This is a genomic window from Xanthomonas sacchari, from assembly GCF_024266585.1.
Lineage (GTDB): Bacteria > Pseudomonadota > Gammaproteobacteria > Xanthomonadales > Xanthomonadaceae > Xanthomonas_A > Xanthomonas_A sacchari_C.
Map to the genome: position 1 here is coordinate 1142912 of NZ_CP100647.1, position 22530 is coordinate 1165441.

At 70.3% G+C, this 22530-nt stretch carries 21 protein-coding genes and 2 pseudogenes; 20 read left to right on the plus strand and 3 right to left on the minus strand.

Translation table 11 applies throughout. The features are described 5' to 3' along the window. Window positions 1-279 precede the first annotated feature (279 nt). The 8 genes from NKJ47_RS04645 to hslU all read left to right on the plus strand — a co-directional run bounded on the left by NKJ47_RS04645 (window position 280) and on the right by hslU (window position 5907). A complete protein-coding gene (locus NKJ47_RS04645) occupies window positions 280-660 on the plus strand; it encodes a YbaN family protein (protein WP_254460361.1) in 381 nt (126 codons plus the stop codon). A gap of 61 nt (window positions 661-721) precedes the next feature. After that, complete coding sequence (lptM, locus tag NKJ47_RS04650; protein WP_254460362.1) at window positions 722-970, plus strand: LPS translocon maturation chaperone LptM; 249 nt, start codon at window positions 722-724, stop codon at window positions 968-970. Then, window positions 963-1820 (plus strand): diaminopimelate epimerase, encoded by an 858-nt coding sequence (dapF, locus tag NKJ47_RS04655; RefSeq protein ID WP_254460363.1) that lies wholly within the window; start codon window positions 963-965, stop codon window positions 1818-1820. Before lptM ends, dapF begins: the two co-directional genes overlap by 8 nt. Then, the gene (locus NKJ47_RS04660; protein WP_254460364.1) at window positions 1817-2482 is read left to right on the plus strand and encodes a DUF484 family protein; all 666 of its coding nucleotides are present in this window, start codon (window positions 1817-1819) and stop codon (window positions 2480-2482) included. Before dapF ends, NKJ47_RS04660 begins: the two co-directional genes overlap by 4 nt. Next, on the plus strand, window positions 2479-3489 hold the full coding sequence (gene xerC, locus NKJ47_RS04665; protein ID WP_429002489.1) for a tyrosine recombinase XerC: 1011 nt from the start codon (window positions 2479-2481) through the stop codon (window positions 3487-3489). Before NKJ47_RS04660 ends, xerC begins: the two co-directional genes overlap by 4 nt. A gap of 71 nt (window positions 3490-3560) precedes the next feature. Further along, window positions 3561-3803, plus strand: coding sequence for a DUF3079 domain-containing protein (locus tag NKJ47_RS04670; protein WP_254460366.1), 243 nt, complete (start codon window positions 3561-3563; stop codon window positions 3801-3803). Window positions 3804-3876: 73 nt separating this feature from the next. Further along, a complete protein-coding gene (gene hslV, locus NKJ47_RS04675) occupies window positions 3877-4428 on the plus strand; it encodes an ATP-dependent protease subunit HslV (protein ID WP_010341232.1) in 552 nt (183 codons plus the stop codon). Window positions 4429-4542: 114 nt separating this feature from the next. Next, complete coding sequence (hslU, locus tag NKJ47_RS04680; RefSeq protein WP_254460367.1) at window positions 4543-5907, plus strand: ATP-dependent protease ATPase subunit HslU; 1365 nt, start codon at window positions 4543-4545, stop codon at window positions 5905-5907. A gap of 406 nt (window positions 5908-6313) precedes the next feature. Here hslU and NKJ47_RS04685 read toward each other — a convergent pair whose 3' ends face one another. From NKJ47_RS04685 to NKJ47_RS04695, 3 genes are all read right to left on the minus strand, one after another. Beyond that, a complete protein-coding gene (locus NKJ47_RS04685) occupies window positions 6314-7678 on the minus strand; it encodes a DUF2252 domain-containing protein (protein ID WP_254460368.1) in 1365 nt (454 codons plus the stop codon). 139 nt (window positions 7679-7817) lie between these two features. Beyond that, complete coding sequence (locus NKJ47_RS04690) at window positions 7818-9017, minus strand: DUF1624 domain-containing protein (RefSeq protein ID WP_254460369.1); 1200 nt, start codon at window positions 9015-9017, stop codon at window positions 7818-7820. Window positions 9018-9246: 229 nt separating this feature from the next. Next, entirely contained in the window at window positions 9247-9702 is a 456-nt protein-coding gene (locus NKJ47_RS04695; RefSeq protein WP_010341927.1) for a nucleoside deaminase, read from the minus strand. A gap of 113 nt (window positions 9703-9815) precedes the next feature. Between NKJ47_RS04695 and ubiE the strand changes: the two genes are divergently transcribed. From ubiE to NKJ47_RS04755, 12 genes and pseudogenes are all read left to right on the plus strand, one after another. Beyond that, window positions 9816-10577: a bifunctional demethylmenaquinone methyltransferase/2-methoxy-6-polyprenyl-1,4-benzoquinol methylase UbiE gene (gene ubiE / locus NKJ47_RS04700; RefSeq protein WP_254460370.1), complete on the plus strand. Its 762-nt coding sequence runs from the start codon at window positions 9816-9818 to the stop codon at window positions 10575-10577. Between the two features lie 419 nt (window positions 10578-10996). After that, window positions 10997-11113: pseudogene (locus NKJ47_RS04705) on the plus strand (class I SAM-dependent methyltransferase); the annotation flags it as partial. 128 nt (window positions 11114-11241) lie between these two features. After that, a pseudogene (locus NKJ47_RS04710) lies at window positions 11242-11397 on the plus strand (class I SAM-dependent methyltransferase); the annotation flags it as partial. A gap of 169 nt (window positions 11398-11566) precedes the next feature. After that, the gene (locus tag NKJ47_RS04715) at window positions 11567-13507 is read left to right on the plus strand and encodes a M1 family metallopeptidase (RefSeq protein WP_254460371.1); all 1941 of its coding nucleotides are present in this window, start codon (window positions 11567-11569) and stop codon (window positions 13505-13507) included. A 419-nt stretch (window positions 13508-13926) separates the two neighbouring features. Beyond that, complete coding sequence (locus NKJ47_RS04720; RefSeq protein WP_254460372.1) at window positions 13927-14277, plus strand: cupin domain-containing protein; 351 nt, start codon at window positions 13927-13929, stop codon at window positions 14275-14277. Window positions 14278-14331: 54 nt separating this feature from the next. After that, complete coding sequence (locus tag NKJ47_RS04725; protein ID WP_254460373.1) at window positions 14332-15300, plus strand: alpha/beta fold hydrolase; 969 nt, start codon at window positions 14332-14334, stop codon at window positions 15298-15300. Continuing rightward, window positions 15297-16016, plus strand: a complete 720-nt coding sequence (locus tag NKJ47_RS04730; RefSeq protein WP_160945460.1) for a hypothetical protein — start codon at window positions 15297-15299, stop codon at window positions 16014-16016. Before NKJ47_RS04725 ends, NKJ47_RS04730 begins: the two co-directional genes overlap by 4 nt. Before the next feature lie 5 nt (window positions 16017-16021). Next, window positions 16022-16660: an HAD family hydrolase gene (locus NKJ47_RS04735; RefSeq protein WP_254460374.1), complete on the plus strand. Its 639-nt coding sequence runs from the start codon at window positions 16022-16024 to the stop codon at window positions 16658-16660. 410 nt (window positions 16661-17070) lie between these two features. After that, window positions 17071-19083, plus strand: coding sequence for a methanol/ethanol family PQQ-dependent dehydrogenase (locus NKJ47_RS04740; protein ID WP_254460375.1), 2013 nt, complete (start codon window positions 17071-17073; stop codon window positions 19081-19083). After that, a complete protein-coding gene (locus NKJ47_RS04745; protein ID WP_429002490.1) occupies window positions 19080-20828 on the plus strand; it encodes a quinoprotein dehydrogenase-associated putative ABC transporter substrate-binding protein in 1749 nt (582 codons plus the stop codon). Before NKJ47_RS04740 ends, NKJ47_RS04745 begins: the two co-directional genes overlap by 4 nt. A 77-nt stretch (window positions 20829-20905) precedes the next feature. Next, window positions 20906-21499, plus strand: coding sequence for a c-type cytochrome (locus tag NKJ47_RS04750; protein ID WP_254460377.1), 594 nt, complete (start codon window positions 20906-20908; stop codon window positions 21497-21499). Continuing rightward, complete coding sequence (locus NKJ47_RS04755) at window positions 21496-22515, plus strand: beta-propeller fold lactonase family protein (protein WP_254460378.1); 1020 nt, start codon at window positions 21496-21498, stop codon at window positions 22513-22515. Before NKJ47_RS04750 ends, NKJ47_RS04755 begins: the two co-directional genes overlap by 4 nt. Window positions 22516-22530: the final 15 nt, after the last annotated feature.

The following is a 22530-nucleotide window of genomic DNA, read 5'->3' on the forward strand; positions in this document are numbered from 1 at the left end:
GTCCCGACTGCGCGGAGGTCGGATAAGCCGGAGGCTTCGATCGTCGCGGCTGAAGCCGTTCCTCTCATGGGTGGGTTGCATGTGTGCTATGCGAGGGCCGGCAGCGGCGCTGTTGGTCTGGCAGCTCGCTGTGGGAGGGACTTCAGTCCCGACTGCAGTGAACTCAGACGCACCAATGGCTTCGCGTGTCGCCGCCGCCGCCGCGGCGGCAGGCGCCCGGCGGCGCGGCAGTGGGCGGGTCGACGCCAGTGCGCGCCAACGCGGGCTTATGATGGCGCGATGCGCACGCACTCCCGTTTCCGCTGGGCCTGGTGGCTGCTGGCTTACGCCAGCCTGGCGACCGGCATCGTCGGCATCTTCGTGCCGGGGCTGCCGACCACGGTGTTCGTGCTGATCGCCGCCTACGCCGCCGCGCGCGGTTCGCCGCGGCTGCGCCGGCGCTTGCTGCGCGATCCGCGCTTCGGCCGCAGCATCCGCGACTGGGAAGCGCATGGCGCGGTCAGCCGGCGCGGCAAGTGGATGGCGACGCTGACCATGGCCGCGTGCGCGCTGGTGCTGCTGCTGTTCGTGCATCGGTTGTGGGTGCAGGTGCTGGCGATCGGCTGCATGAGCGCGGTGGCGCTATGGCTGTGGTGGCGCCCGGAACCGCCGCGCCGATGAGCGCGCGCGACGCTGCGATGGCGGCACAGCCGGTTCATGCCGGTGTGGCTATACTCGGCGCATGAGCACATCGTCCTCTTCTCCGATCCGTCTCGTTCTTTCCGCCGCTGTGCTGCTGGCCCTGGCCGGCTGCGGCAACAAGGGACCGCTGGTGATGCCGCAGAAGCCGGTCCCGGTGGAGGCCACCCCGGCGCCCGCGCCCGACGCGACCCCGCCGGCGACCACCGATCCCGCCGGGCAGGCGCAGCCGGTGGATGGCCAGCGTCCGCCGGCCAACGACACCACCGTGCCCACCGATGGGAATGAGTGAGGCCCGCCACGCCGCGCGCTTGCGTTTCAGCAAGATGCAGGGCGCGGGCAACGATTTCGTGGTGCTCGACCTGCGCGACGGCACCCCGCCGCCGGACGCCGCCCTGGCGATGCGCCTGGCCGACCGCCACTTCGGCGTCGGCTGCGACCAGATCCTGACCATCGAGCCGCCGCACGATCCCGCCGCGGTCGCCAGCTACCGCATCTGGAACACCGACGGCAGCGCCGCCGGGCAATGCGGCAACGGCGCGCGCTGCATCGCCGCCTGGCTGGTGCGCGACGGCAGTGCGCCCGCCGACGGCGAGTTCGTGATCGAGAGCCCGGCCGGCAGCCATCGCATCGAGCGCCGCGCCGCGGGCGAATTCGCCGTGGCGATGGGCGTGCCGCGCTTCGCGCCGGAGGATGTGCCGCTGGTCGGTTTTCCGCGCGCGCGCGACGAGTACGTGTTGCCGCTGCAGGGCGGGAGCGTGCGTTTCGGCGCGGTGTCGATGGGCAATCCGCACGCGGTGCTGGAAGTGGGCCTGGTCGATGCGGCGCCGGTGGAACGCCTGGGCCCGTTGTTGCAGCAGCACGCCTCGTTCCCGGATTCGGTCAACGTCGGCTTCGTGCAGGTGATCGACCGCGGCCACCTGCGCCTGCGCGTGTACGAGCGCGGCGTCGGCGAGACCCTGGCCTGCGGCAGCGGCGCCTGCGCGGCGGCGGCGGTGATGATGCAGCGCGGCCGGGTGGAGCGCGACGTGCGCATCAGCCTGCCGGGCGGCGAACTGCGCGTGCAGTGGCCGCGCGACGACGCACCGGCGGTGATGTCCGGCCCGGCGACGTTCGTCTTTGATGGAGAATGGATCCGATGAGCGACAGCCAGGACAAGCTCGGTGCGCACGAGGTGGCGGCGTGGCTGCGGCGCCACCCCGGCTTCCTGAAGCAGTTTCCCGACCTGGCGCTGACCCTGGTGGTGCCGCGCGACGACGGTCCCACCGCGTCGCTGGCCAGCTACCAGCTGGAAGTGCTGCGCGACAAGAACCGCGAGCTGTCGCGGCGGCTGAGCGAGCTGGCCGCCAACGCGCAGGCCAACGAACGGCTGGCGGTGCGCACCCATCAGTTGACCCTGGCGCTGATGCGCCAGCGCAGCGCCGCCGACAGCGTGCGCGCGATGGCCGCCTCGCTGCAGGAGGATTTCCAGGGCGACCTGGTCAGCATCGTGCTGCTGCAGCCCTTGTCCGGCCTGGAGCAGGCGCCGTGGCTGCAGGTGCTGGCGGCCGACGATCCGCGGCTGGCGCCGTTCCGCGATTGCCTGAAGGACGGCGAGCCGATCTGCGGCCGCCTGCAACCGGAAAAGCAGGCACTGCTGTACGGCGAGCGCGTGGACGAGGTGCAATCCACCGCGCTGTTGCCGCTGCCCGGCCTGGGCCTGATCGCGGTCGGCAGCCGCGACCCGAACCGCTTCTATCCCGGCATGGGCACCTTGTTCCTGCGCATGATGGGCGAGTCGCTGGCGGTGGCGTTGCAGCGATGAGCATGGCCGGGACGCGGGACCCGGGACCCGGGGCCCGGGACAGCGCCGGGCCCGGCGCTGCCGATCGTCAGGCTGGGCAGGGCACTGCTGTTACCGCCAGCGCGGCCGCTTCTCCCGGGTCACAGGTCGCGGGTCCCGAGTCCCGCTTCCTCGCCTACCTGCAGGTCGAGCGGCGCATGTCCGCGCATACCCTGGACGCATACCGACGCGACCTGGCCGCCTTGTCGGCGTGGGCTGCGGACAACCTGCTCGGCGAGCCGGCCGCACTCGATGCCGCGCAGCTGCGCCAGTTCATCGCCGCCGAACACCGCCGCGGACTGTCGCCCAAGAGCCTGCAGCGGCGGCTGTCGGCATGCCGCAGTTTCTACGCCTGGCTGCTCAAGCACGGCCATATCGCCGCCAGTCCGGCCGCGGCATTGCGCGCGCCGAAGGCGCCGCGCAAGCTGCCGCAGGTGCTCGATGCGGACGAGGCGGTGCGCCTGGTCGAAGTGCCGACCGATGCGCCGCTGGGCCTGCGCGACCGCGCGCTGCTGGAGCTGTTCTATTCCTCCGGCCTGCGCCTGAGCGAGCTGTGCGCGTTGCGCTGGCGCGATCTGGATTTCGTCGCCGGCATGGTCAGCGTGCTGGGCAAGGGCAACAAGCAGCGGCTGGTGCCGGTGGGCTCGCATGCGCGCACCGCGCTGCTGGCGTGGCGCGAAGAGAGCCGGGGCGAGCCCGCCGCACCGGTGTTTCCGGGGCGCGGCGGGGCGCCGATCGGCGCGCGCGCGGTGCAGATCCGGATCAAGCAACTGGCCGGACGCCAGGGCCTGTTCAAGCACGTGCACCCGCACATGCTGCGGCACAGTTTCGCCAGCCACATCCTGGAATCCTCCGGCGACCTGCGCGGCGTGCAGGAACTGCTCGGCCATGCCGACATCGCCACCACGCAGATCTACACCCACCTGGACTTCCAGCACCTGGCCAAGGTCTACGACGCGGCGCACCCGCGCGCCAAGCGCAAGTCCTGATCGCCGAATCGCGGCCGCACGGCCGCTGCGGTACCCGCTCTTGTTCTGGATCAAGGCGTGCCGGCGCAGGCGTGGCGACACTGCCCTCCCATCTCGCGAGGGCGTACCGATGGCCCTCCTTTCCGCTGGCACCACGCCGCCCCGAACGGCTGTGCCGGGACTGCGACGGCAATGGCGCCGCACAGGATCTGGCCTGCGGCACCGGCACCGGCCACACCCCGCATCCGATCGAAACCCCGAGGCGAGGATGGGCACGTCGCCCGGGGCATCGCCGTCGATCCGGCGCGGCTGGGGCATGCTCGCCGCGCAGATAACCCGTCCGCTCACGGCGACGCTTGAACCGCGCGCCGCCAGCCCCCACACCTGAGTCATCGTTCCGGAGGCCGCATGGATCCCAGTCAGAACCCCAATGTTTTCCACGCCACCACGATCCTGTCGGTGCGCCGCGATGGCCGTGTCGCCGTGGCCGGCGACGGCCAGGTGACCCTGGGCCACACCGTGATGAAGGGCAATGCGCGCAAGGTGCGCCGGCTCGGCCGCGAGGGCCAGGTGCTGGCCGGCTTCGCCGGCGCCGCCGCCGACGCGTTCACCCTGTTCGAACTGTTCGAGGCCAAGCTGGAAAAGCACGGCCAGTTGACCCGCGCCGCGGTGGAACTGGCCAAGGATTGGCGCACCGAGCGCCGCCTCGGCAAGCTCGAGGCGCTGCTGGCGGTGGCCGACAAGGAAACCTCGCTGATCATCAGCGGCACCGGCGATGTGATCGAGCCGGAGGACGGCATCATCGCCATCGGCTCCGGCGGCTCCTACGCCCTGTCGGCGGCGCGCGCGCTGCTCGGCCACACCACGCTGGACGCGCGCACCATCGCCGTCGAAGCGCTGAACATCGCCGGCGACATCTGCATCTACACCAATCGCAATGTGGTGGTCGAAGAGCTGTGAATCGGGAATCGGGAATGGGGAATCGCAACAGCGGCTCTCCTTTCCGTTGCCGATGACGCCTGCTTTCTCGATTCCCGATTCTCCATTCCCGATTCCCTCTTCGATTTCCCGACCATGACCGATACCCATAGCACCATGACCCCGCGCGAGATCGTGCAGGAACTGGACCGCCACATCGTCGGCCAGCACGAGGCCAAGCGCGCGGTGGCGATCGCGCTGCGCAACCGCTGGCGGCGCATGCAGCTGCCCGATGCGCTGCGCAACGAAGTGATGCCGAAGAACATCCTGATGATCGGCCCCACCGGTGTCGGCAAGACCGAGATCGCGCGGCGCCTGGCGACGCTGGCCAATGCGCCGTTCGTCAAGGTCGAGGCGACCCGCTTCACCGAGGTCGGCTACGTCGGCAAGGACGTGGAGCAGATCGTGCGCGACCTGGCCGATACCGCGGTCAAGCTGTACCGCGAGCAGGCCAAGGCCCGCGTGCGCACCCAGGCCGAGGAACGTGCCGAGGACCGCATCCTCGATGCGCTGCTGCCGCGGCGCAGCGCCGGCATCGGCTTCGATCCGGAAGCCGCGCGGCACGAGCCGTCGGCGCAGGACAGCGACACCCGCAGCAAGTTCCGGCGCATGCTGCGCGCCGGCGAGCTGGACGAGCGCGAGATCGAACTGGACGTCGCGGTCAACGTCAGCATGGACATCATGACCCCGCCGGGCATGGAGGAAATGGGCCAGCAGCTGCGGCAGATGTTCTCCAACCTGGGCGGCGGCAAGTCGCAGTCGCGCAAGCTGACCATCAAGGCGGCGCGGCCGCTGCTGATCGAGGAAGAGGCTGGCAAGCTGGTCAACGAGGACGACGTCCGCGCCGCCGCGATCGAGGCCTGCGAACAGCACGGCATCGTGTTCATCGACGAGATCGACAAGGTGGCCAAGCGCAGCGAGGCCGGCGCCACCGGCGGCGACGTCTCGCGCGAGGGCGTGCAGCGCGATCTGCTGCCGCTGGTGGAAGGCTCCAACGTCAGCACCAAGTACGGCACGGTCAAGACCGACCACATCCTGTTCATCGCCTCCGGCGCGTTCCACCTGGCCAAGCCCAGCGACCTGATCCCGGAGCTGCAGGGCCGCTTCCCGATCCGGGTGGAACTGTCGGCGCTGTCGAAGGACGACTTCATCCGCATCCTCACCGAACCGAAGGCGGCGCTGACCAAGCAGTACGAGGCGCTGTTGCTGACCGAGGGCGTGAGCCTGCGCTTCACCGACGACGCCATCGCGCGGCTGGCGGAGATCGCGTTCCTGGTCAACGAGCGCCAGGAGAACATCGGCGCGCGGCGCTTGCACACCGTGCTCGAGCGCCTGCTCGACACGCTGAGCTACGAAGCGCCGGATCGCGATGGGCAGAGCGTCTCCGTGGACGCGGCCTATGTCGATGCGCACCTGGGCGAGCTGGTGCAGGATCCGGATCTGAGCCGGTATATCCTGTAACGCAACGTGCCGGAGAGGCGTATCGCTGTTGTGGGAGCGGCTTGGGCCCTCTCACGGCTCCGACCTGCTCCACCTGAGCATTCACAAGTGACGGATCTGCTTGGCGCGCCGTCTTCGAATTGAGGTTTCTAGAGGCGCCCTTCAGTTGCGACGAGGCTGCACCGGTAACGCTTCGTCGCGGCTGGAGCCGCTTCCGCAGGGGCTTGCGGCGAACCCGCCGGGTGCACTGTGGGAGGGACTTCGGTCCCGACGCATTGCGTCATCGGAAAGCACACCCCTTCGCGCGTCACGGCTGCATGACAGTTGATTCCCACAGGAAGCCGTGTCGTACAGCAAGCCGCTTCGGCGCGCATGCTTTCTCGAAACAGCGCATGGCATGCGTCACCTGCACCCACCCGGCACGAACTCAATACAGCGGCGTCCCCGCCTTGTACGCCGCCACGAACGACTGCCAGTCCAGTTGCACCTGCGCGGCGTAGTCGAACGCGAACTGGCGCAGTTCCGATTTCAGCCCGCTCTTGCTGGTGACCGCCTGGTCGATCTGCTTGTCGATGCTGTACGGCACCACGTTCGGGTCGTAGTCCTGGTCGGCCAGCGCGTGCGCCGAGGCCAGGGCCTGGCCCAGGTAGGTGGCGGCGGTGGCGAGCTTGCCGACGCTGTCCAGTGCGGTCGGGTCCAGGTCCTGCTGGAACGGCGACTTCTCGTGCACGTAGAACGGCGTGCCGGCGACGCTGGCGTAGCCGACCAGCACGTCGGCGTCGATGGTCTGCGCCTTGGCGGTGCGCGCCACCCGTGCGCCCTCGTTGTTGTCGTAGGTGGAGGCCGGCATCTGCGACGGCGCCGCCTCGGCGACCACGCTGGCCGCTTCCTGTTTCCATTCCAGGATCACGTCGTCGCCGGTCGATGCGCTCGGGCCTTCGATCAGCACGTACAGGCGCAGGCGGCCGAGGCTGCCGGTGCCCGAGCCCAGCTTCTGGTGCACGTCCTTGATGGTGTAGTAGCTGGCCGCATAGCGCTTGCCCGCGGCGATCGAGCCGATGTAGCCGTCCATCGCCGCGGCCACCGCCGAGGCGGTGCTGGCGTCCACCGCGACCAGGTTGTCCAGGTCCTGGAACCGGCGCTTGCCGCCGCTGACCACGGTGTACTTGGACAGCAGGCTGCTGCGGCTCTTGCCGTCGGCGCTGTCGATGGCCTTGGCCACCGCGCCGCTGGTGTTGCGCTTGCTCAGCTGGAAGCTCGCTTCGGCGTCGCTGCCGCGGAAATCGGCGATCTTGCCCAGGTAGGCGCCGACCATGGTGTCGATGGCGTCGCCGATATCGCTGTCGGACAGGCCGTTGTCGCGGCCGGCCAGGACCATGCTCGCGGCCAGCCGGCGCAGGTCCCACACGTACTGGCCGAGGTGGCCCTCGTCGAAGTCGGCGACCTTGAACACCGCCTTGCCGCTGCTGTCGCGCGCCGCATCGAAGTTGCCGAGGTGGGTGTCGCCGCCGAGCCAGGTATAGCCGGTCTGCGGCGAGGTCCACAGCGACGCCGGCAGGGTCTTCATGTCCTGGTAGAAGAGGTGGTCGGTGCCGCGGTAGAAGGCGTAGGCGCTGCCGGCCATCGTCGCCATCTTGGTGTCCAGCTCGGCGCGTTGCGCGGCGTAGGGATGGTTGTAGTCGTGGATCTGCTGCACCACCCAGGCGTCGCGCTTGCTTGCCGCCGCCGCGCATCCGGTGCCGGCGGCAAGGGTCAGGCCGATCAGCAGCAACGGCAGCAGGCGGGTGGACATCGCAGGTCTCCAGGTGCGGACGAAGGAAGTCGCAGTCGACCACGCCGGCATTGCACGCGGATGAATCGCCGGCGGCCGGCTGGACGGCCTGTGCGCTTCCGCCAGGCCCGGCGTGGCGGCCTGGGGAGGCGGGTCGCGCCTAGAAGTAGCGCAGCCAGGCCAGGTCGCGGCGCCGCGCCTTCAGTCGCGCGAACGCGGCGGTGGGCCAGTACAGGGCCAGCCCCAGCACCGCGGCGATCGCCCACAGCGCGGCGACGCTGTCCACGCCGAACAGGGCGCCGTGGTTGGCGCCGCACAGCGCCAGCGCGGCCAGGTAGGCCAGCTTGAGCACGTACAGGTGCAGCAGGTAGAAGAACATCGGCGCCGCGCCGATCGCCGCCAGCGGCGCCAGGGCGCGTGCCACCGCGGGATGTTCGTACAGGCGCAGCAACAGCAGGCCCACGCCCAGCGTCAGCAGCAGGAACTGCAGCGACGGCGGGTACTTGGTGACGTTGAAGAAGCTCATCGCGGTGTGCGCGAGGTCGTCCTGGGCCTGCCAGGGCGTATCGCCGTAGCCGTTGTGCCAGCGCAGCAGGTGGAAGCCAGCCAGCGCGCCCAGGCCCCAGGCCAGCAGGCGCTGCTGGCGCTGCGCCGGCGCGCGGTCGGCGGCGTACCAGGGGCCGGCGGCGTAGCCGAGCGCGATCACCCCGATCCACGGCAGCACCGGGTAGGAGGTGCGCAGGCGCAGGTCGCCCAGTTCCAGCCAGCGCCGATCGTGCAGCACCGCCCAGGCGGCCGCGAGCGGACCGTCGCCCTGCACCTGTACATCGTCCAGCAGGTGGTGGCCGGCGACCAGCGCCGCGCCCAGCAGCGCCAGTGCCGGCCGCGGCAGCCACAGCAGCGCGGCCAGCGCGAGCATGCTCAGGCCGATCGCCCAGATCACCTGCAGATACAGCGCCTGCGGCGGAAAGGCGCCGCTCCAGGCCAGGTTGACCAGGGTCAGTTCCAGCACGATCAGGAACAGGCCGCGCTTGAGCAGGAAGCTGGCGGCCGCGGCGCGGCCATCGGCTTGCCGCGCCGCGTACAGCCACGCCGACAGGCCGGTCAGGAACACGAACACCGGCGCGCACAGGTGCGCCAGGGTGCGCGCGAGGAACAGCGCCGGCGCGGTGCGTTCCACGTCCATCGGGTCGCCGACCGGCTGGTGCAGGTAGAAGGTCTCGCGCACGTGGTCGAGCAGCATCAGCAGCATCACCGTACCGCGCAGCAGGTCGATCGAGGCCAGGCGCGCGCTGGCCGAGGCGGTGGCGGGCAGGGCGAGGGACGCGGGCGCAGCGGAAACGGAAGCAGCGGACGGCATGCGTGACGGTTGGTGTCGAATATTGAAACAATATAACACTTGGTCGCCAGGACCCGGCTGCGGGCGCCGTGGCGGCCTGGCCGTCATCGCAGGGCGATGGCCGGTCGTACTGGCGGCGCGCGCGCAGTCAGGGCGAGGGGAGCGACCCGCGGCGGACGCGGGCAGCGCTGCCGCCCTCCACAGATCGCGAGATCCGCCGCACGTGGACCTGGGTGCGGCGGCGCGCGGCTCAGTCCTCGCCGATGTCCTCGTTCCACACGTCCGGATGCGCGGCGATAAAGCCGCCGAGCAGGTCGATGCACTCCTGGCTATGCAGGTCGATGACCTCCACGCCGCTCTCGCGCAGCCAGTCGATGCCGCCCTGGAAGGTCACCGATTCGCCCACCACCACCGTGCCGATGTTGAACTGCCGCACCAGGCCGCTGCAGTACCAGCACGGCGCCAGGGTGGTGACCATGATGGTGTCCTTGTAGCGGCGCTGGCGTCCGGCCTTGCGGAAGGCGTCGGTCTCGCCGTGCACGGACGGATCGCCTTCCTGCACGCGGCGGTTGTGGCCGCAGCCGAGCAGGCGGCCGTCGCGGTGGTACAGGGCGGCGCCGATCGGGATGCCGCCCTCGGCCAGGCCCTGGCGGGCTTCGGCGATGGCGGTGTCGAGCAGGGCGCGGTAGTCGGGCGTGGTCAGCATGGGATGGCCGGGGGAAAGGGAGTCGGCTGGCAGTCTGGCGCAGGCGGCCGGCGGCTGTCATCCCGCGCGGCGCTTCACCGGCACGGAGCGGCCGGCAGTGCGATAATCCCGCCATGAGCGAATCCCCCTACAAGACCGGCACCACCCATTTCGGCTTCCGCGACGTCGCCGCCAAGGACAAGCAGAAGCTGGTCGGCGAGGTCTTCACCTCGGTCGCCGGCAACTACGACCTGATGAACGACCTGATGAGCATGGGCATCCATCGGGTCTGGAAGCGTTATTTCGTCGCCACCGCGCAGGTCAAGCCGGGCGACCGCGTGCTCGACCTGGCCGGCGGCACCGGCGACATCGCCGCGTTGCTGAAGGAACGCGTGGGCGCCGACGGCGAGATCGTGCTGGGCGACATCAACGCCGGCATGCTCTCGGTGGGGCGCGACCGCCTCACCAACCGCGGCCTGGTCGCGGGCCTGGACTACGTGCAGTGCAACGCCGAGGCGCTGCCGTTCCCGGACCAGAGCTTCGACCTGGTGACCATCGCCTTCGGCTTGCGCAACGTCACCGACAAGGACGCCGCGCTGCGCGAGATGTACCGCGTGCTCAAGGTGGGCGGCCAGGCGCGGGTGCTGGAGTTCTCCGAGGTCACCGCCGACTGGTTCAAGCCGCTGTACGACTTCCATTCGTTCAAGGTGCTGCCGCGCCTGGGCAAGCTGTTCGCCAAGGACGCCGACAGCTACCAGTACCTGGCCGAGAGCATCCGCAAGCATCCGCCGCAGGACGCGCTGAAGGCGATGATGGACGACGCCGGCTTCGCCCGCAGCCACTACAAGAACCTGACCGGCGGCATCGTGGCGATCCACTCGGGCTACAAGATCTGAGAGGCCGGGATTCGGGAATCGGGATTCGGGAATCGCAAGAGCAGGCGATCGGTTGCTGACCGATTGCAGGGCCGGTGCCGTCTTTGTGGGAGGGACTTCAGTCCCGACGCGCGGTCCGGCGGTGCCGGCGCAAGCCTCCGCCACAGAAAGCCGGGATTCGGGAGTCGGGATTCGGGAATCGCAAGAGCGGGTGATCGGATGCTGACCGATCGCGGTGCTGTGCCGTCCTTGTGGGAGGGACTTCTGTCCCGACGCGCGGTCCGGCGGCGCTGGCGCAAGCCTCCGCCACAGAAAGCCGGGATTCGGGAGTCGGGATTCGGGAATCGCAAGAGCGGGTGATCGGATGCTGACCGATCGCGGGGCCGGTGCCGTCCTGGTGGGAGGGACTTCAGTCCCGACGCGCGGTCCGGCGGTGCCGGCGCAAGCATCCACCGCAAGACGCGAAGGCAAGGATGGAAGCAGCCGGCTTCGCCCGCAGCCACTACAAGAACCTTGCCGGCGGCATCGTGGCGATCCATTCGGGCTACAAGATCTGAGAGGCCGGGATTGGGGAATCGGGATTCGGGAATCGCAAGAGCGGGTGATCGGATGCTGACCGATCGCGGGGCCGGTGCCGTCCTTGTGGGAGGGACTTCAGTCCCGACGCGCGGTCCGGCGGCGCCGGCGCAAGCATCCACCGCAAGACGCGAAGGCAAGGATGGAGGCAGCCGGCTTCGCCCGCAGCCACTACAAGAACCTGACCGGCGGCATCGTGGCGATCCACTCGGCTACAAGATCTGAGTGGAGGCGGGATTGGGGACTGAAGATTCGGGATTCGTAAGCGCGCCGGCTGTTCGCTGCTGCGAATCCCCAATCCCCAATCCCCGCTTCGATTGGGGATTCGGGATTCGTCAGCACGCGTCGCACTGCTGTTGCGAATCCCCACTCCCGAATCCCGAATCCCGGCCTTCCGGTAAACTGCGCGTTTCCCCGAACCGGTGCCGTCCGCCATGCGCTCCCCGTTCCTGTTGTTGTCCCTGGCCGCGATGGTCGCGTCCGGATGTTCCCGCGAAGCGCCCGCGCCCGATGCGGCCGCAGCTGCCGCCAAGCCGGCGCCCGCCGCGGCCAAGCCTGCCGACCGCAGCCACGACGAGACCTCCTACGCCGAGCCGTCCAAGGTCGTGATCAAGGACCTGGCGCTGGACCTGAAGCTGGATTTCGACAGCAAGCAGATCGGAGGCACCGCCACCTACACGCTGGACTGGAAGGACAAGAGCGCCAAGCAACTGGTGCTGGACACGCGCGACCTGACCATCGAGAAGGTGCAGGCCGACGACGGCAAGGGCCAGGTGACGCCGCTGCAGTACGTGCTGGCGCCGGCCGACAAGATCTACGGCAGCAAGCTGACCATCGAGGCGCCGACCCAGCCGAAGACGATCAGCATCGCCTACCACACCGCGCCGACCGCCTCGGGCCTGCAGTGGCTGGAGCCGTCGATGACCGAGGGCAAGAAGCTGCCCTTCATGTTCAGCCAGTCGCAGGCGATCCACGCGCGCTCGTGGGTGCCGCTGCAGGACACGCCGAGCGTGCGCTTCACCTACAGCGCGCATGTGGTCTCGCGCCCGGACGTGATGGTGCTGATGAGCGCCGACAACGATCCCAAGGCGGTGCGCAACGGCGACTACCGCTTCAAGATGCCGCAGCCGATCCCGTCCTACCTGCTGGCGATCGCCGCCGGCGACCTGGTGTTCAAGCCGATCTCGGCGCGCTCGGGGGTGTGGGCCGAACCGGCGATGGTCGACAAGGCCGCCAAGGAGTTCGAGGACACCGAGAAGATGATCGTGGCCGCCGAGACCCTGTACGGTCCGTACCGCTGGGGCCGCTACGACATGCTGGTGCTGCCGCCGTCGTTCCCGTTCGGCGGCATGGAGAATCCGCGCCTGACCTTCGCCACGCCGACGGTGATCGTCGGCGACAAGTCGCTGGTGTCGCTGATCGCGCACGAGCTGGCGCATAGCTGGTCCGGCAACCTGGTGACCAACGCCAGTTGGAAGGACATCTGGCTCAACGAAGGCTTCACCACCTACGTGCAGGCGCGCATCACCGAGGCGCTGTACGGCCCGGAAGCGGCGGAGATGGAGCGCGAGATCGACCAGGCCGACCTGCTGGCCGAGCTGAAGGGCATGAGCCCGGCCGACCAGGCGCTGGCGCTGCCGGCGCTGACCGAGCGCGATCCGGACGAGGCGTTGAGCCAGGTCGCCTACGTCAAGGGCGCGTGGTTCCTGCAGTTCCTGGAGCAGCGCTTCGGCCGCGACACCTTCGATCCGTTCCTGCGCGGCTGGTTCGACGACCACGCCTTCCAGAGCGCCAACACCGACCAGTTCGTCGCGTACCTGAAGACCCACCTGCTGCCCAAGAAGCCGAACGCGGTGACCGAGCAGGAGCTGCATGCGTGGCTGGACGAGCCGGGCATTCCGGCGTTCGCGCAGAAGGCGCGTTCGCGCAACTTCGCCATGGTCGATACCGCGCGCATCGCCTGGACCGGCAGCGGCACGCTGCCCAGCAAGCAGGTGACCGATGCGTGGAGCACCCAGGAGTGGACGCGCTTCCTCAGCGGCCTGGGCGAGAAGCTGACGCCGGCGCAGCTCAAGCAGCTCGACGACGCCTACCACTTCACCGGCACCGCCAACGGCGAGATCGCCATGCGCTGGTATCCGCTGGCGATCCGCAGCGGCTACGTGGAGGCGCGCCCGGCCGCTGGCGAGTTCATCGCCCGCGTCGGCCGCCGCAAGCTGATCCTGCCGATCTACGCCGAACTGGTGAAGACCCCGGACGGCCTGGCCTTCGCCGAGGAGGTGTTCGCCAAGGCCAAGCCCGGCTACCACCCGATCACCACGGTGTCGGTGCAGGAGATGCTGGACAAGGCCAAGGCGGGGAGCGCCGCGCACTGACGCGCGTTTCCCACAGACCGCGCACACGGCGCCGGGAGCGATCCCGGCGCCGTGTGCGTTTGTGCGGCCGGCGGTTGTGGCGATCGCGCCGCGCGGGGGACGAAGGCGATCGTTGCCGCGGCTTGGTCGCGCGCGTGTTGCGTGAGGTGGCCATGCGCGGCGTCGCATGCGTTTCCTCCACGACGCGCGCATCTCCAGCGCGGCCTTGACGTCTTCCACCCGCACCGCCGCCGACGCGCGCCGACCCGCTGCCACGCATTCGCGATATCCTCGGAAGTCCCGATGGTCCTCGGTCCATGCGCGCATGACATCGTCCGCCACCGCCGCCCCGATCTTCGCTGCAAGCGCCATCGCCCTGGCAGGGCACTGCCGACGCCGCTGCGAGCGGGTTCGCCTGCGCCTGCCGAGGACGTGCTGACATGACCGACGCCCACCCCCTGTCCGGCTCCTTGCTGGCCGCGCTGCCCGATGCCCGCGGCGGCGAAATCTTCACCGAGTTGCTCCGCCGCTCCGGTTGCCGCGTCGAGCGCATCGTCTCGCACGGGCAGACCACGCCGCAGCAGTCGCCCTACCTGCAGGCGCACGACGAATGGGTGCTGCTGCTGCACGGCAGTGCGCGGGTGGCGCTGTGCGAGCGCGAGGTCGCGCTGGCGCCTGGCGACCATCTGTTCATCCCGGCCGACACGCCGCATTGGGTGACGTTCACCGATCCCGAGCAGCCGACCGTGTGGCTGGCGCTCCATCTCGGCGAAGCCGACCTGGTGGCGTGAGCGCATGACCCGCACCTGCCTCCACGTCCCGGGGTTCCCGTGCTGGTGCTGACGATGGCCTGGCTGCTGCTGGCCGCCGCCCTGCTGGGGGTGGCGGCGCTGATCGGCGTGCTGCTGGTGCTGCGCGATCCGTTCCTGCTGGTGCGCCTGGAAAGCCTGCGCCAGCGCCGCGGCAGCGGCCTGCAGCGACGCCAGGCGCAGGTCGCCGGCCACACCTGGACCTACCTGGTGCGCGCCGCGGCCGATCCGGCCGCGCCGACCCTGCTGCTGGTGCACGGCTTCACCGGCAGCAAGGAGAACTGGCTGCCGCTGGCGCGTGCGCTGGGCACGCGCTATCACCTGGTGATCCCGGATCTGCCCGGCTGGGCGGAGAGCCAGCGCATCGCCGGGCAGGACTACGGCTTCGTCGCGCAGGCCGAGCGCGTGGCCGCGTTCGCCGCGCAATGCGTGCGCCGCGCGGGCAGCGACTGCTTGCTGCTCGGGCATTCGATGGGCGGCGGCATCGCCGCGCTGGCCGCGGCGCGGCATCCGGCGCTGTTCGACCGGGTCGGCCTGTTCAACGCCGCCGGCGTGCGCTTCGCCGACAACGCCTTCGGCCAGGCGGTGCTGGACGGGCACAATCCGTTCGCGGTGCACGATGCCGCGTCGTTGCAGCGCTACATCGACACCGTGTTCCTGCTCGAGCGCGCCAAGCCGCGCATCCCGCGCTGGGCGGTGCCGGCGGTGGTGGCCTGGCGCCGTCGCGAGGCCGCGTTCGAGCAGCAGGTGCTGGCGCGCATCGGCCGCGGCGAGGAAGCGTTCCTGCCGTTCGAGGAGGCCGCACGCATCCGCCAGCCGGCGCTGCTGCTGAACTGCGTGCAGGACGCGGTGATCGACGCCAGCGCGCTGGCGCTGTACGCGCAACGCCTGCCGCAGGCGATCCAGGTGCTGCTGGACGGCAGCGGCCACATGTCCATCGTCGAGAAGCCGGCCGAGGTCGCGCAGGCCATCGACGCCCTGATCCAACGAGGAACCCCACGATGAAACGCATCCTGCTCGGCGCGCTGTGCGCCGTCGCCCTGGCCGCTTGCGGCGATCACGAGGCCGAGCGCAAGGCGCAGGCCGCGGCCGAAGCGCAGGCCAAGGCGCAGGCGGCCGACGACCTGGCCAAGCAGTACGACGCCGCGGTGAAGTCGGGCAACTGGGACCTGGCGCGGATCCACGGCGCCGCGCTGTTGCAGCAGTATCCCGGGTCGGACGCGGCCGAGCGCATCCAGCCCGGCTACGCCGAGGTCAAGGCCAAGGGCGAGGCGGCGCGCGAACTGCGGCGCATGCAGGCCGCCTGGCAGTACTCGCAGGTGCCGGCCGGCAAGGGCGTGCAGCGCTCGGCGATGCTGTACAGCCGCGACAAGGTCGACGTGGACGGCAGTGGGCCCAAGCCGGTGCAACTGGTGTTCCGCGATCATCCGGAATGGAAGCGCAGCGCCTACCTGGTGCTGCAGTCCGGCGATTTCCGCTGCGCCGGCGGCTGCAAGGTGGAACTGAAGGCCGACGACGCGCCGCCGCGCGCGGCGGCGGCCTGGCGTCCCAAGACCGACGAGGCCATCGCCATGTTCATCAGCGACGACAAGGCGCTGTGGAAGCTGGCGCGCAAGACCACGGTGCTGCAGATCACCTTCCCGGTGAAGGCCGGCGGCACCCGCACCGCGGTGTTCGAGACCGGTGGCCTGGACGGCGCGCAGATGCCGGGCTGGGATTGAGCGCGATGCACGCGGTCACGCCGCCGTCGGCCGAGGCCCTGCGCCAGGTACGTCATTGGGTGTTCGACATGGATGGGACCCTGACCTGCGCCGTGCACGATTTCGCCTTGATCCGCCGCGAACTGCAGATCCCGCCGCAGGCCGACATCCTGCAGCACCTGGCGGCGCTGCCGGAGGCGCAGCGCGCCAGCAAGCACGCCTGGCTGCTGGAGCACGAACGCGTGCTGGCGCAGGAGGCCACCGCGGCCAACGGCGCGCCGGCGCTGCTGCGCACCCTGCACGCGGCCGATTGCCGGCTGGCGGTGCTGACCCGCAACGCGCGCGAGCTGGCGCAGCTGACCCTGGAAGAGATCGAGGTCGACGACCTGTTCGAGGAGGTGACCATCCTCGGCCGCGACGAGGCTCCGCCCAAACCGCATCCCGGCGGCCTGCTGCAGTTGGCCGAGCACTGGGGCGTGGCGCCGCAGGCGCTGGCGATGGTCGGCGACCACGCCTACGACCTGCAGTGCGGCCGCCATGCCGGCGCCACCACCGTGCTGCTGCATCCGGACAATCCCTGGCCGGCCCTGGCCGACCTGCACTTCGCCGACTGCGCCGCGCTGCTGGCGTGGTGGCAGGACAGCGGCACGCCGCAGCCGCACTGACCCTGTATCGCGGCGCCGCGGCGGCTGACGGCGCCGCGCGCCCATCCCATCCTCCCGTGGCTGGATCGGCGCGCGCGCCGATCGCACGCCCGGCGAGTGCCCGCCCTGCGCACGCAGGAGCCGCAGGCTTCCCCCACACGGCGCACGGTGTGCCACGGCGTCGCGTGCCCGCACTGCGCCAATCGCGATGCAGCGACGTGGCACAAAGTGTCACGTTCTCGAGACGTCCTCTGCCCTCGCGGCGCGCTCGCGCAAGGCCATGGCGGGTCGTGTGATCCGTGCGTCAACGGATGTTGCATCGCAGCGCCGCGATGGCATGGACGTTGCTCTTGGATCCCCACGCTTCAGGTTCCGTGGCACACGCCGACCAGGTGCAGCTGCCGCGGCTCTTCAACGAGGGGAGTAGAACGATGCACAGTCATTCACGTCGTACCCAGGCTTGTACCTTGCTCGCGCTGGCCACTGCGTTGGCGCTGGCGGGCTGCAAGAAGCAGGAAGAGGCCGCGGCCCCGGCCGCGCCGGCCGCCGCGCAGCAACCGCCGGCCGCCGCGCCGGCCGCGGTGGCCGATACCGACAGCGAGTTCGCCAGCAATGCCGCCAATCCCGACAACTGGGGCGGCATCGGCCGCGATTTCGGCCTGACCCGGCACAGCCCGCTGGCCGAGATCAACCGCGACAACGTCAAGAATCTGAAGATGTCGTGGGAGATGAAGACCGACGCCACCCGCGGCCACGAAGGCCAGCCGCTGGTGGTGGGCAGCACCATGTACATGGTCAGCGCCTATCCGAACAACGTATTCGCGATCGACCTGTCGCAGGAAGACAACGGCAAGGTGCTGTGGAAGTACACCCCGCAGCAGGACGAGCGCGCGGTGGCGGTGGCCTGCTGCGACACGGTCAACCGCGGCGCGTCCTATGCCGACGGCAAGGTGGTGTTCGGCAGCCTCAGCGGCGATGTGATCGCGCTCGACGCCAAGACCGGCAAGGAGGTGTGGAAGCAGAAGCTCGCCTATCCGGAGAAGGGCGAGACCATCACCATGGCGCCGATCATCGCCGACGGCAAGGTCGTGGCCGGCATCAGCGGCAACGAGTTCGGCGTGCGCGGCCGCGTCGCCGCGTACGCGCTGGCCGACGGCAAGCAGGCCTGGTCCTGCGAGGCCACCGGCACCGACAAGGACATCTGCCTCGGTCCGGACTTCAACAAGGCCAATCCGCAGCACGGCCAGCTCGGCGACCTCGGCCAGAAGACCTATCCCGACGACGGCTGGAAGCGCGGTGGCGGCGCGGCCTGGGGGTGGTACAGCTACGACCCGAAACTCAAGCTGCTCTACTACGGCACCGGCAATCCCGGCCTGTGGAGTCCGTCGTACCGCTGCGGCAAGACCACGCAGAAGGAGTGCGATACCGGCGCGTACGACAACAAGTGGTCGATGACCCTGTTCGCGCGCAAGATCGACACCGGCGAAGCGGTATGGGGCTACCAGAAGACCCCGTTCGACCAGTGGGACTACGACGGCATCAACGAGCCGATCCTGGTCGACCTGACCATCGACGGCAAGCAGGTGCCGTCGGTGGTGCAGTTCGACCGCAACGGCTTCGCCTACGTGCTCGACCGCCGCGACGGCACCCTGCTGCGCGCCAACAAGTTCGTGCCGGCCAATTGGGCCGAGCGCATCGACATGAAGACCGGGCGCCCGGTCAAGGTCGCGGCGCATTCGCCGCTGGAGCGCGGCCGCAAGGTCGAGGCGTTCCCCTCGGCGATGGGCGGCAAGGACCAGCAGCCGTGTTCGGTGGATCCGGCCAATTCCGCGGTGTTCTTCTGCGGTACCAACAACTGGCACATGGAGCTGGATCCGCAGGAGCGCGGCAACACCATGATGGGCCTGCCGTACGTGTTCGCCAACGTGCTGATGAAGCCGAACGAGCCCGGCGCGCTGGGCATCGTCAAGGCGTTCGACGTGGTCGAAGGCAAGTCCAAGTGGGAGATCAAGGAGAAGTTCCCGGTGTGGAGCGGCACCCTGGTCACCGATGGCGGGCTGGTGTTCTACGGCACGCTGGACGGCTGGTTCCGCGCCGTGGACAAGGACACCGGCAAGAAGCTGTGGGAGACCAAGCTGCCGTCCGGCATCATCGGCAACCCGATCGCCTACAAGGCCAACGGCCACCAGTACGTGGCGGTGTTCTCGGGCATCGGCGGCTGGATCGGCCTGCCGGTCGCCGCCGGCCTGGATCCGGGCGATCCGTACGGCGCGCTGGGTGCCGCCGGCCTGGCCTTCAGCAACGGCTTCGACAAGATCCCGTTGGGCGGCATGGTGCACACCTTCCGCATCGACGGCGCCGGCAAGACCGTCACCCCCACTGCGACCGCCACCGCGGCCACCGGCGGCGGCAGCGCGGCAGTCGCCGCCAAGACGGTGCGATGAGCCGGCGGCGCCGCGTCCGGGGGGCGAGCGGGTGCCGGGTGGCGCCCGCCGCGTGGCGCCTGCCTGCGGGCGCGCGCGCCGTGGTGTTGTGGTGCAGCCTCGGACTCGTCGCCGCAGGGTGCACGCGCGAGCCGTCGTCCGCGACGGCTCGCGCTCCTGCGGCTCCGCCGGCGGCGGCAGCGTCGGCCTCCACCGCGCCCGCCGCCGCGCTGCCGGCCGATGCGCCGGTGCTGCGGGTCTGCGCCGATCCCGGCAACATGCCGTTGTCCGATCGCGCAGGCGCGGGGTTCCAGAACAAGATCGCCCAGGTGGTGGCCGCGGAGATGGGCCGGCGCCTGGAGTACGAATGGCGCAGCTACTACCAGCGCGGCCTGGCGCGCAGCACGATCAACGCCGGGCGTTGCGACGTGCTGATGGACATGAACAGCGATTTCGAGATGGGCCTGGTCACGCGCCCGCTGTATCGCTCCACTTATGTGCTGGTCACCCGCAAGGGCCTGGACCTGCGCCCGGCGTCGCTGGACGAGCCGGCCTTGAAGAAACTCAAGGTCGGCGTGTTCCAGAGCTCGCCGGCGCGGCAGGCGCTGTTCGACCACGGCGTGCAGGGCGAGGTGCAGTACCTGTTCTACGATTCGGCGAGCGCGCCGCAGGAACATCCCGGCAAGCTCGCCGAGCAGGTCGCCGCCGGCAAGCTCGATGCCGCCGAATCCTGGGGACCGGTGGCCGGCTACTACGCCGCGCGCGGCGGCCTCGGCGTGGTGCCGTTGAATGTCATCGACAACGAGGTGCTGGAGTACTCGATGGCGTGGGCGGTGTCGCGCAAGAACGCGCCGCTGCGCGATGCGCTGGACGCGGCACTGCAGCGCAGCGCCGGCAAGATCGACGCGATCCTGCGCGACTACCACGTGCCGCTGGTGGCCTGCGCCGATTGCATCGTCGCCGGCGATCTGCGCTCGCACGGCCCCTATGCGCCGCCCGCCGACCAGGACGACACGCCGAGCGCGCAGGCCTCCTCGGACATGCTGGCGCAATTGCAGCTGCGCATCGCCGGCGGCGCCGATCCCAACGCGGAGCTGGCGCATGCGCTGGATGCCGGCGATGGCGTGCGCGTGGCCTGGCTGCTACGCCATGGCGCCAGCGCCGACACCCCCAACCTGCTCGGCGAGCCGCCGTTGCAGCAGGCGATCCGCAACCAGGCGCCGCTGCTGGTCGGCGAACTGCTGGCCGCCGGCGCCAAGGTCGACAACCGCGACAGCAATGGCTGGACGCCGTTGATGAAGGCGGCCTGGTCCAACGACGGCAACAGCGCGGCGCAGTTGCTGGCGCATCGCGCCAAGGTCGAGGCGGTGTCCGCCGACGGCTGGACGCCGCTGGATCTGGCGATCTCCTACGCCGATGCCGAGCTGGTGCAGGCGTTGCTCGACGCCGGCGCCAGCGTGCGCCGGGCCAACCCGGCCGGCTTCACTCCGGTGATGTTCGCGGTGGCGCGCAACGATCCGCGGATCCTCGACCTGCTGCTCAAGCACGGCGCCGAGGCCGACCGCGCCAACCGCGCCGGCGTCACCCCGTTGATGCTGGCCGCCGCGGCCGGGCGCGAGGACAGCGCCCGGCGCCTGCTCGCCGCCGGCGCCAGCGCCGATGCGCGCGATGCCCACGGCAAGACCCCGGCGGCGCTGGCCCAGCAACGCGGCAATGCCGAACTCGCCCAGCTACTGACGGAGGCCCAGCACCGACGCACGCAATGACCGCTTCCCGTCGTCCCGTCCATGCCGCTCGCGCGGCCTGCTCTTCCCATCGTGCACTCCGCAAAGGTTCTGTCCCCATGCGTCCTGCTCCCGTCCATCGTCGCGCCGTGTCCGCGCTGCTGCCCGTGTTCCTGTTCGCCTCGTTCCTGTTGCTGGCCGCCTGCGGCAAGCAGGAAACGCCGCCCGCGCCGGCGGCCACGCCAGCGCCTGCCGCCGCGCCCGCGCCTGCACCGGCCTCCGCGCCGACGTCGGCGGCGCCCGCCGCTCCCGCTTCCGCTCCCGCCGCCGCCGCCGCCGCGCCGGCCCCCGCTGCGGCGGTGACGCCGATTCCGAAGGGACCGCCGGTCAAAGTGACCCCGGAACTGGTCGCCGAAGGCAAGGCGATCTTCAACTCCGCCGGCTGCACCGCCTGCCACGGCGGCACCGGCGGCGGTGGCATGTGCCCGCCGCTGACCAACGACATCTGGGTGTACGGCAACGACGACGACACCTTGCGCGCGCTGATCACCGAAGGCACCGCCGGCATGGCCGCGCACGGCAAGACCCGGATCGGCCACGAGAAGGTGGTCGGGCAGATGCCGCCGTTCGGGCCGGTGCTCAAGCCGGGCGATACCGAGAAGTTGCTGGCCTTCATCCATTCCATCAACAAGACGGCGGGCGCCACGCAATGAGCAACGCGCTGCGTCTGTGCGCCGTCGTCGCGCTGTCGCTGTTCGCCGCGGCCTGCCAGCGCACGCCAGCGCCCGCGGCGAAGGCCGACGCCGCGGCGGCTGCGCCGGCACCCGCGGCCGGTGCCGCGGCGCTGGCCTACGTGCCGAACCAGCGCAGCGGCACCATCTCGGTGATCGACACCGGCAGCGACCGCGTGGTGCGCACGCTGTCGGCGCAGGGCCAGCTCGGCAAGCGCCTGCAGCAGGTGGCGCCGGGGCCGGCCGGGCATCTGTACGTCATCGACGCGCAGGGCCATCGCCTGCTGGAGCTGGATACCGTGCAGGACCGGGTGCTGCGCAGTGTCGACATCGGCGAGAACGCCGAAGGCGTCGCCGTGGCGCCGGACGGCCGCCAGCTGGCGGTGTGCGTGGAAGGGCAGAACCAGGTGATGCTGATCGACCCGGCCAGTTTCGCGATCGGCGCGCACATCGCCACCCGCGGGCAGGCGCCGGAACACTGCGTCTACACCCCGGACGGCGCGCTGCTGCTGACCAGCAACGAGGGTTCCAACGACCTGGATGTGATCGACCTGAAGGCCGGCGCGTCCACCGGCGTCATCGCCACCAGCGGGCATCCGCGCGGCATGGCGTTCGCGCCCGACGGCAAGACCGTCTATGTGGCGCAGGAGACGGCCAACGTGGTCGATGTGATCGACCTGGCGACGCGCACGCGCGTGGCCAGCATCCCGGCCGGGCAGCGCACCGCCGGCATCGCCATCGCCCGCGACGGCAGCCGCGTGTACGCGTCCAACGGTGCCGGCACGGTCAGCGTGATCGACCCGGTCGCGCGCCGCGCAGTGGCGCAGATTCCGGTCGGGCAGCGGCCGTGGAATCCGGCGCTGAGCGCGGATGGAAAGAAGCTGTATGTGGCCAACGGCCGTTCCGACAGCGTCAGCGTCATCGACACGGCGGCAATGAAGGAGATCAAGCAGATCGCGGTCGGCGAGATGCCATGGGGTGTGGTCGTGGCGCAGTGAGGTGAGGCGAGCGGC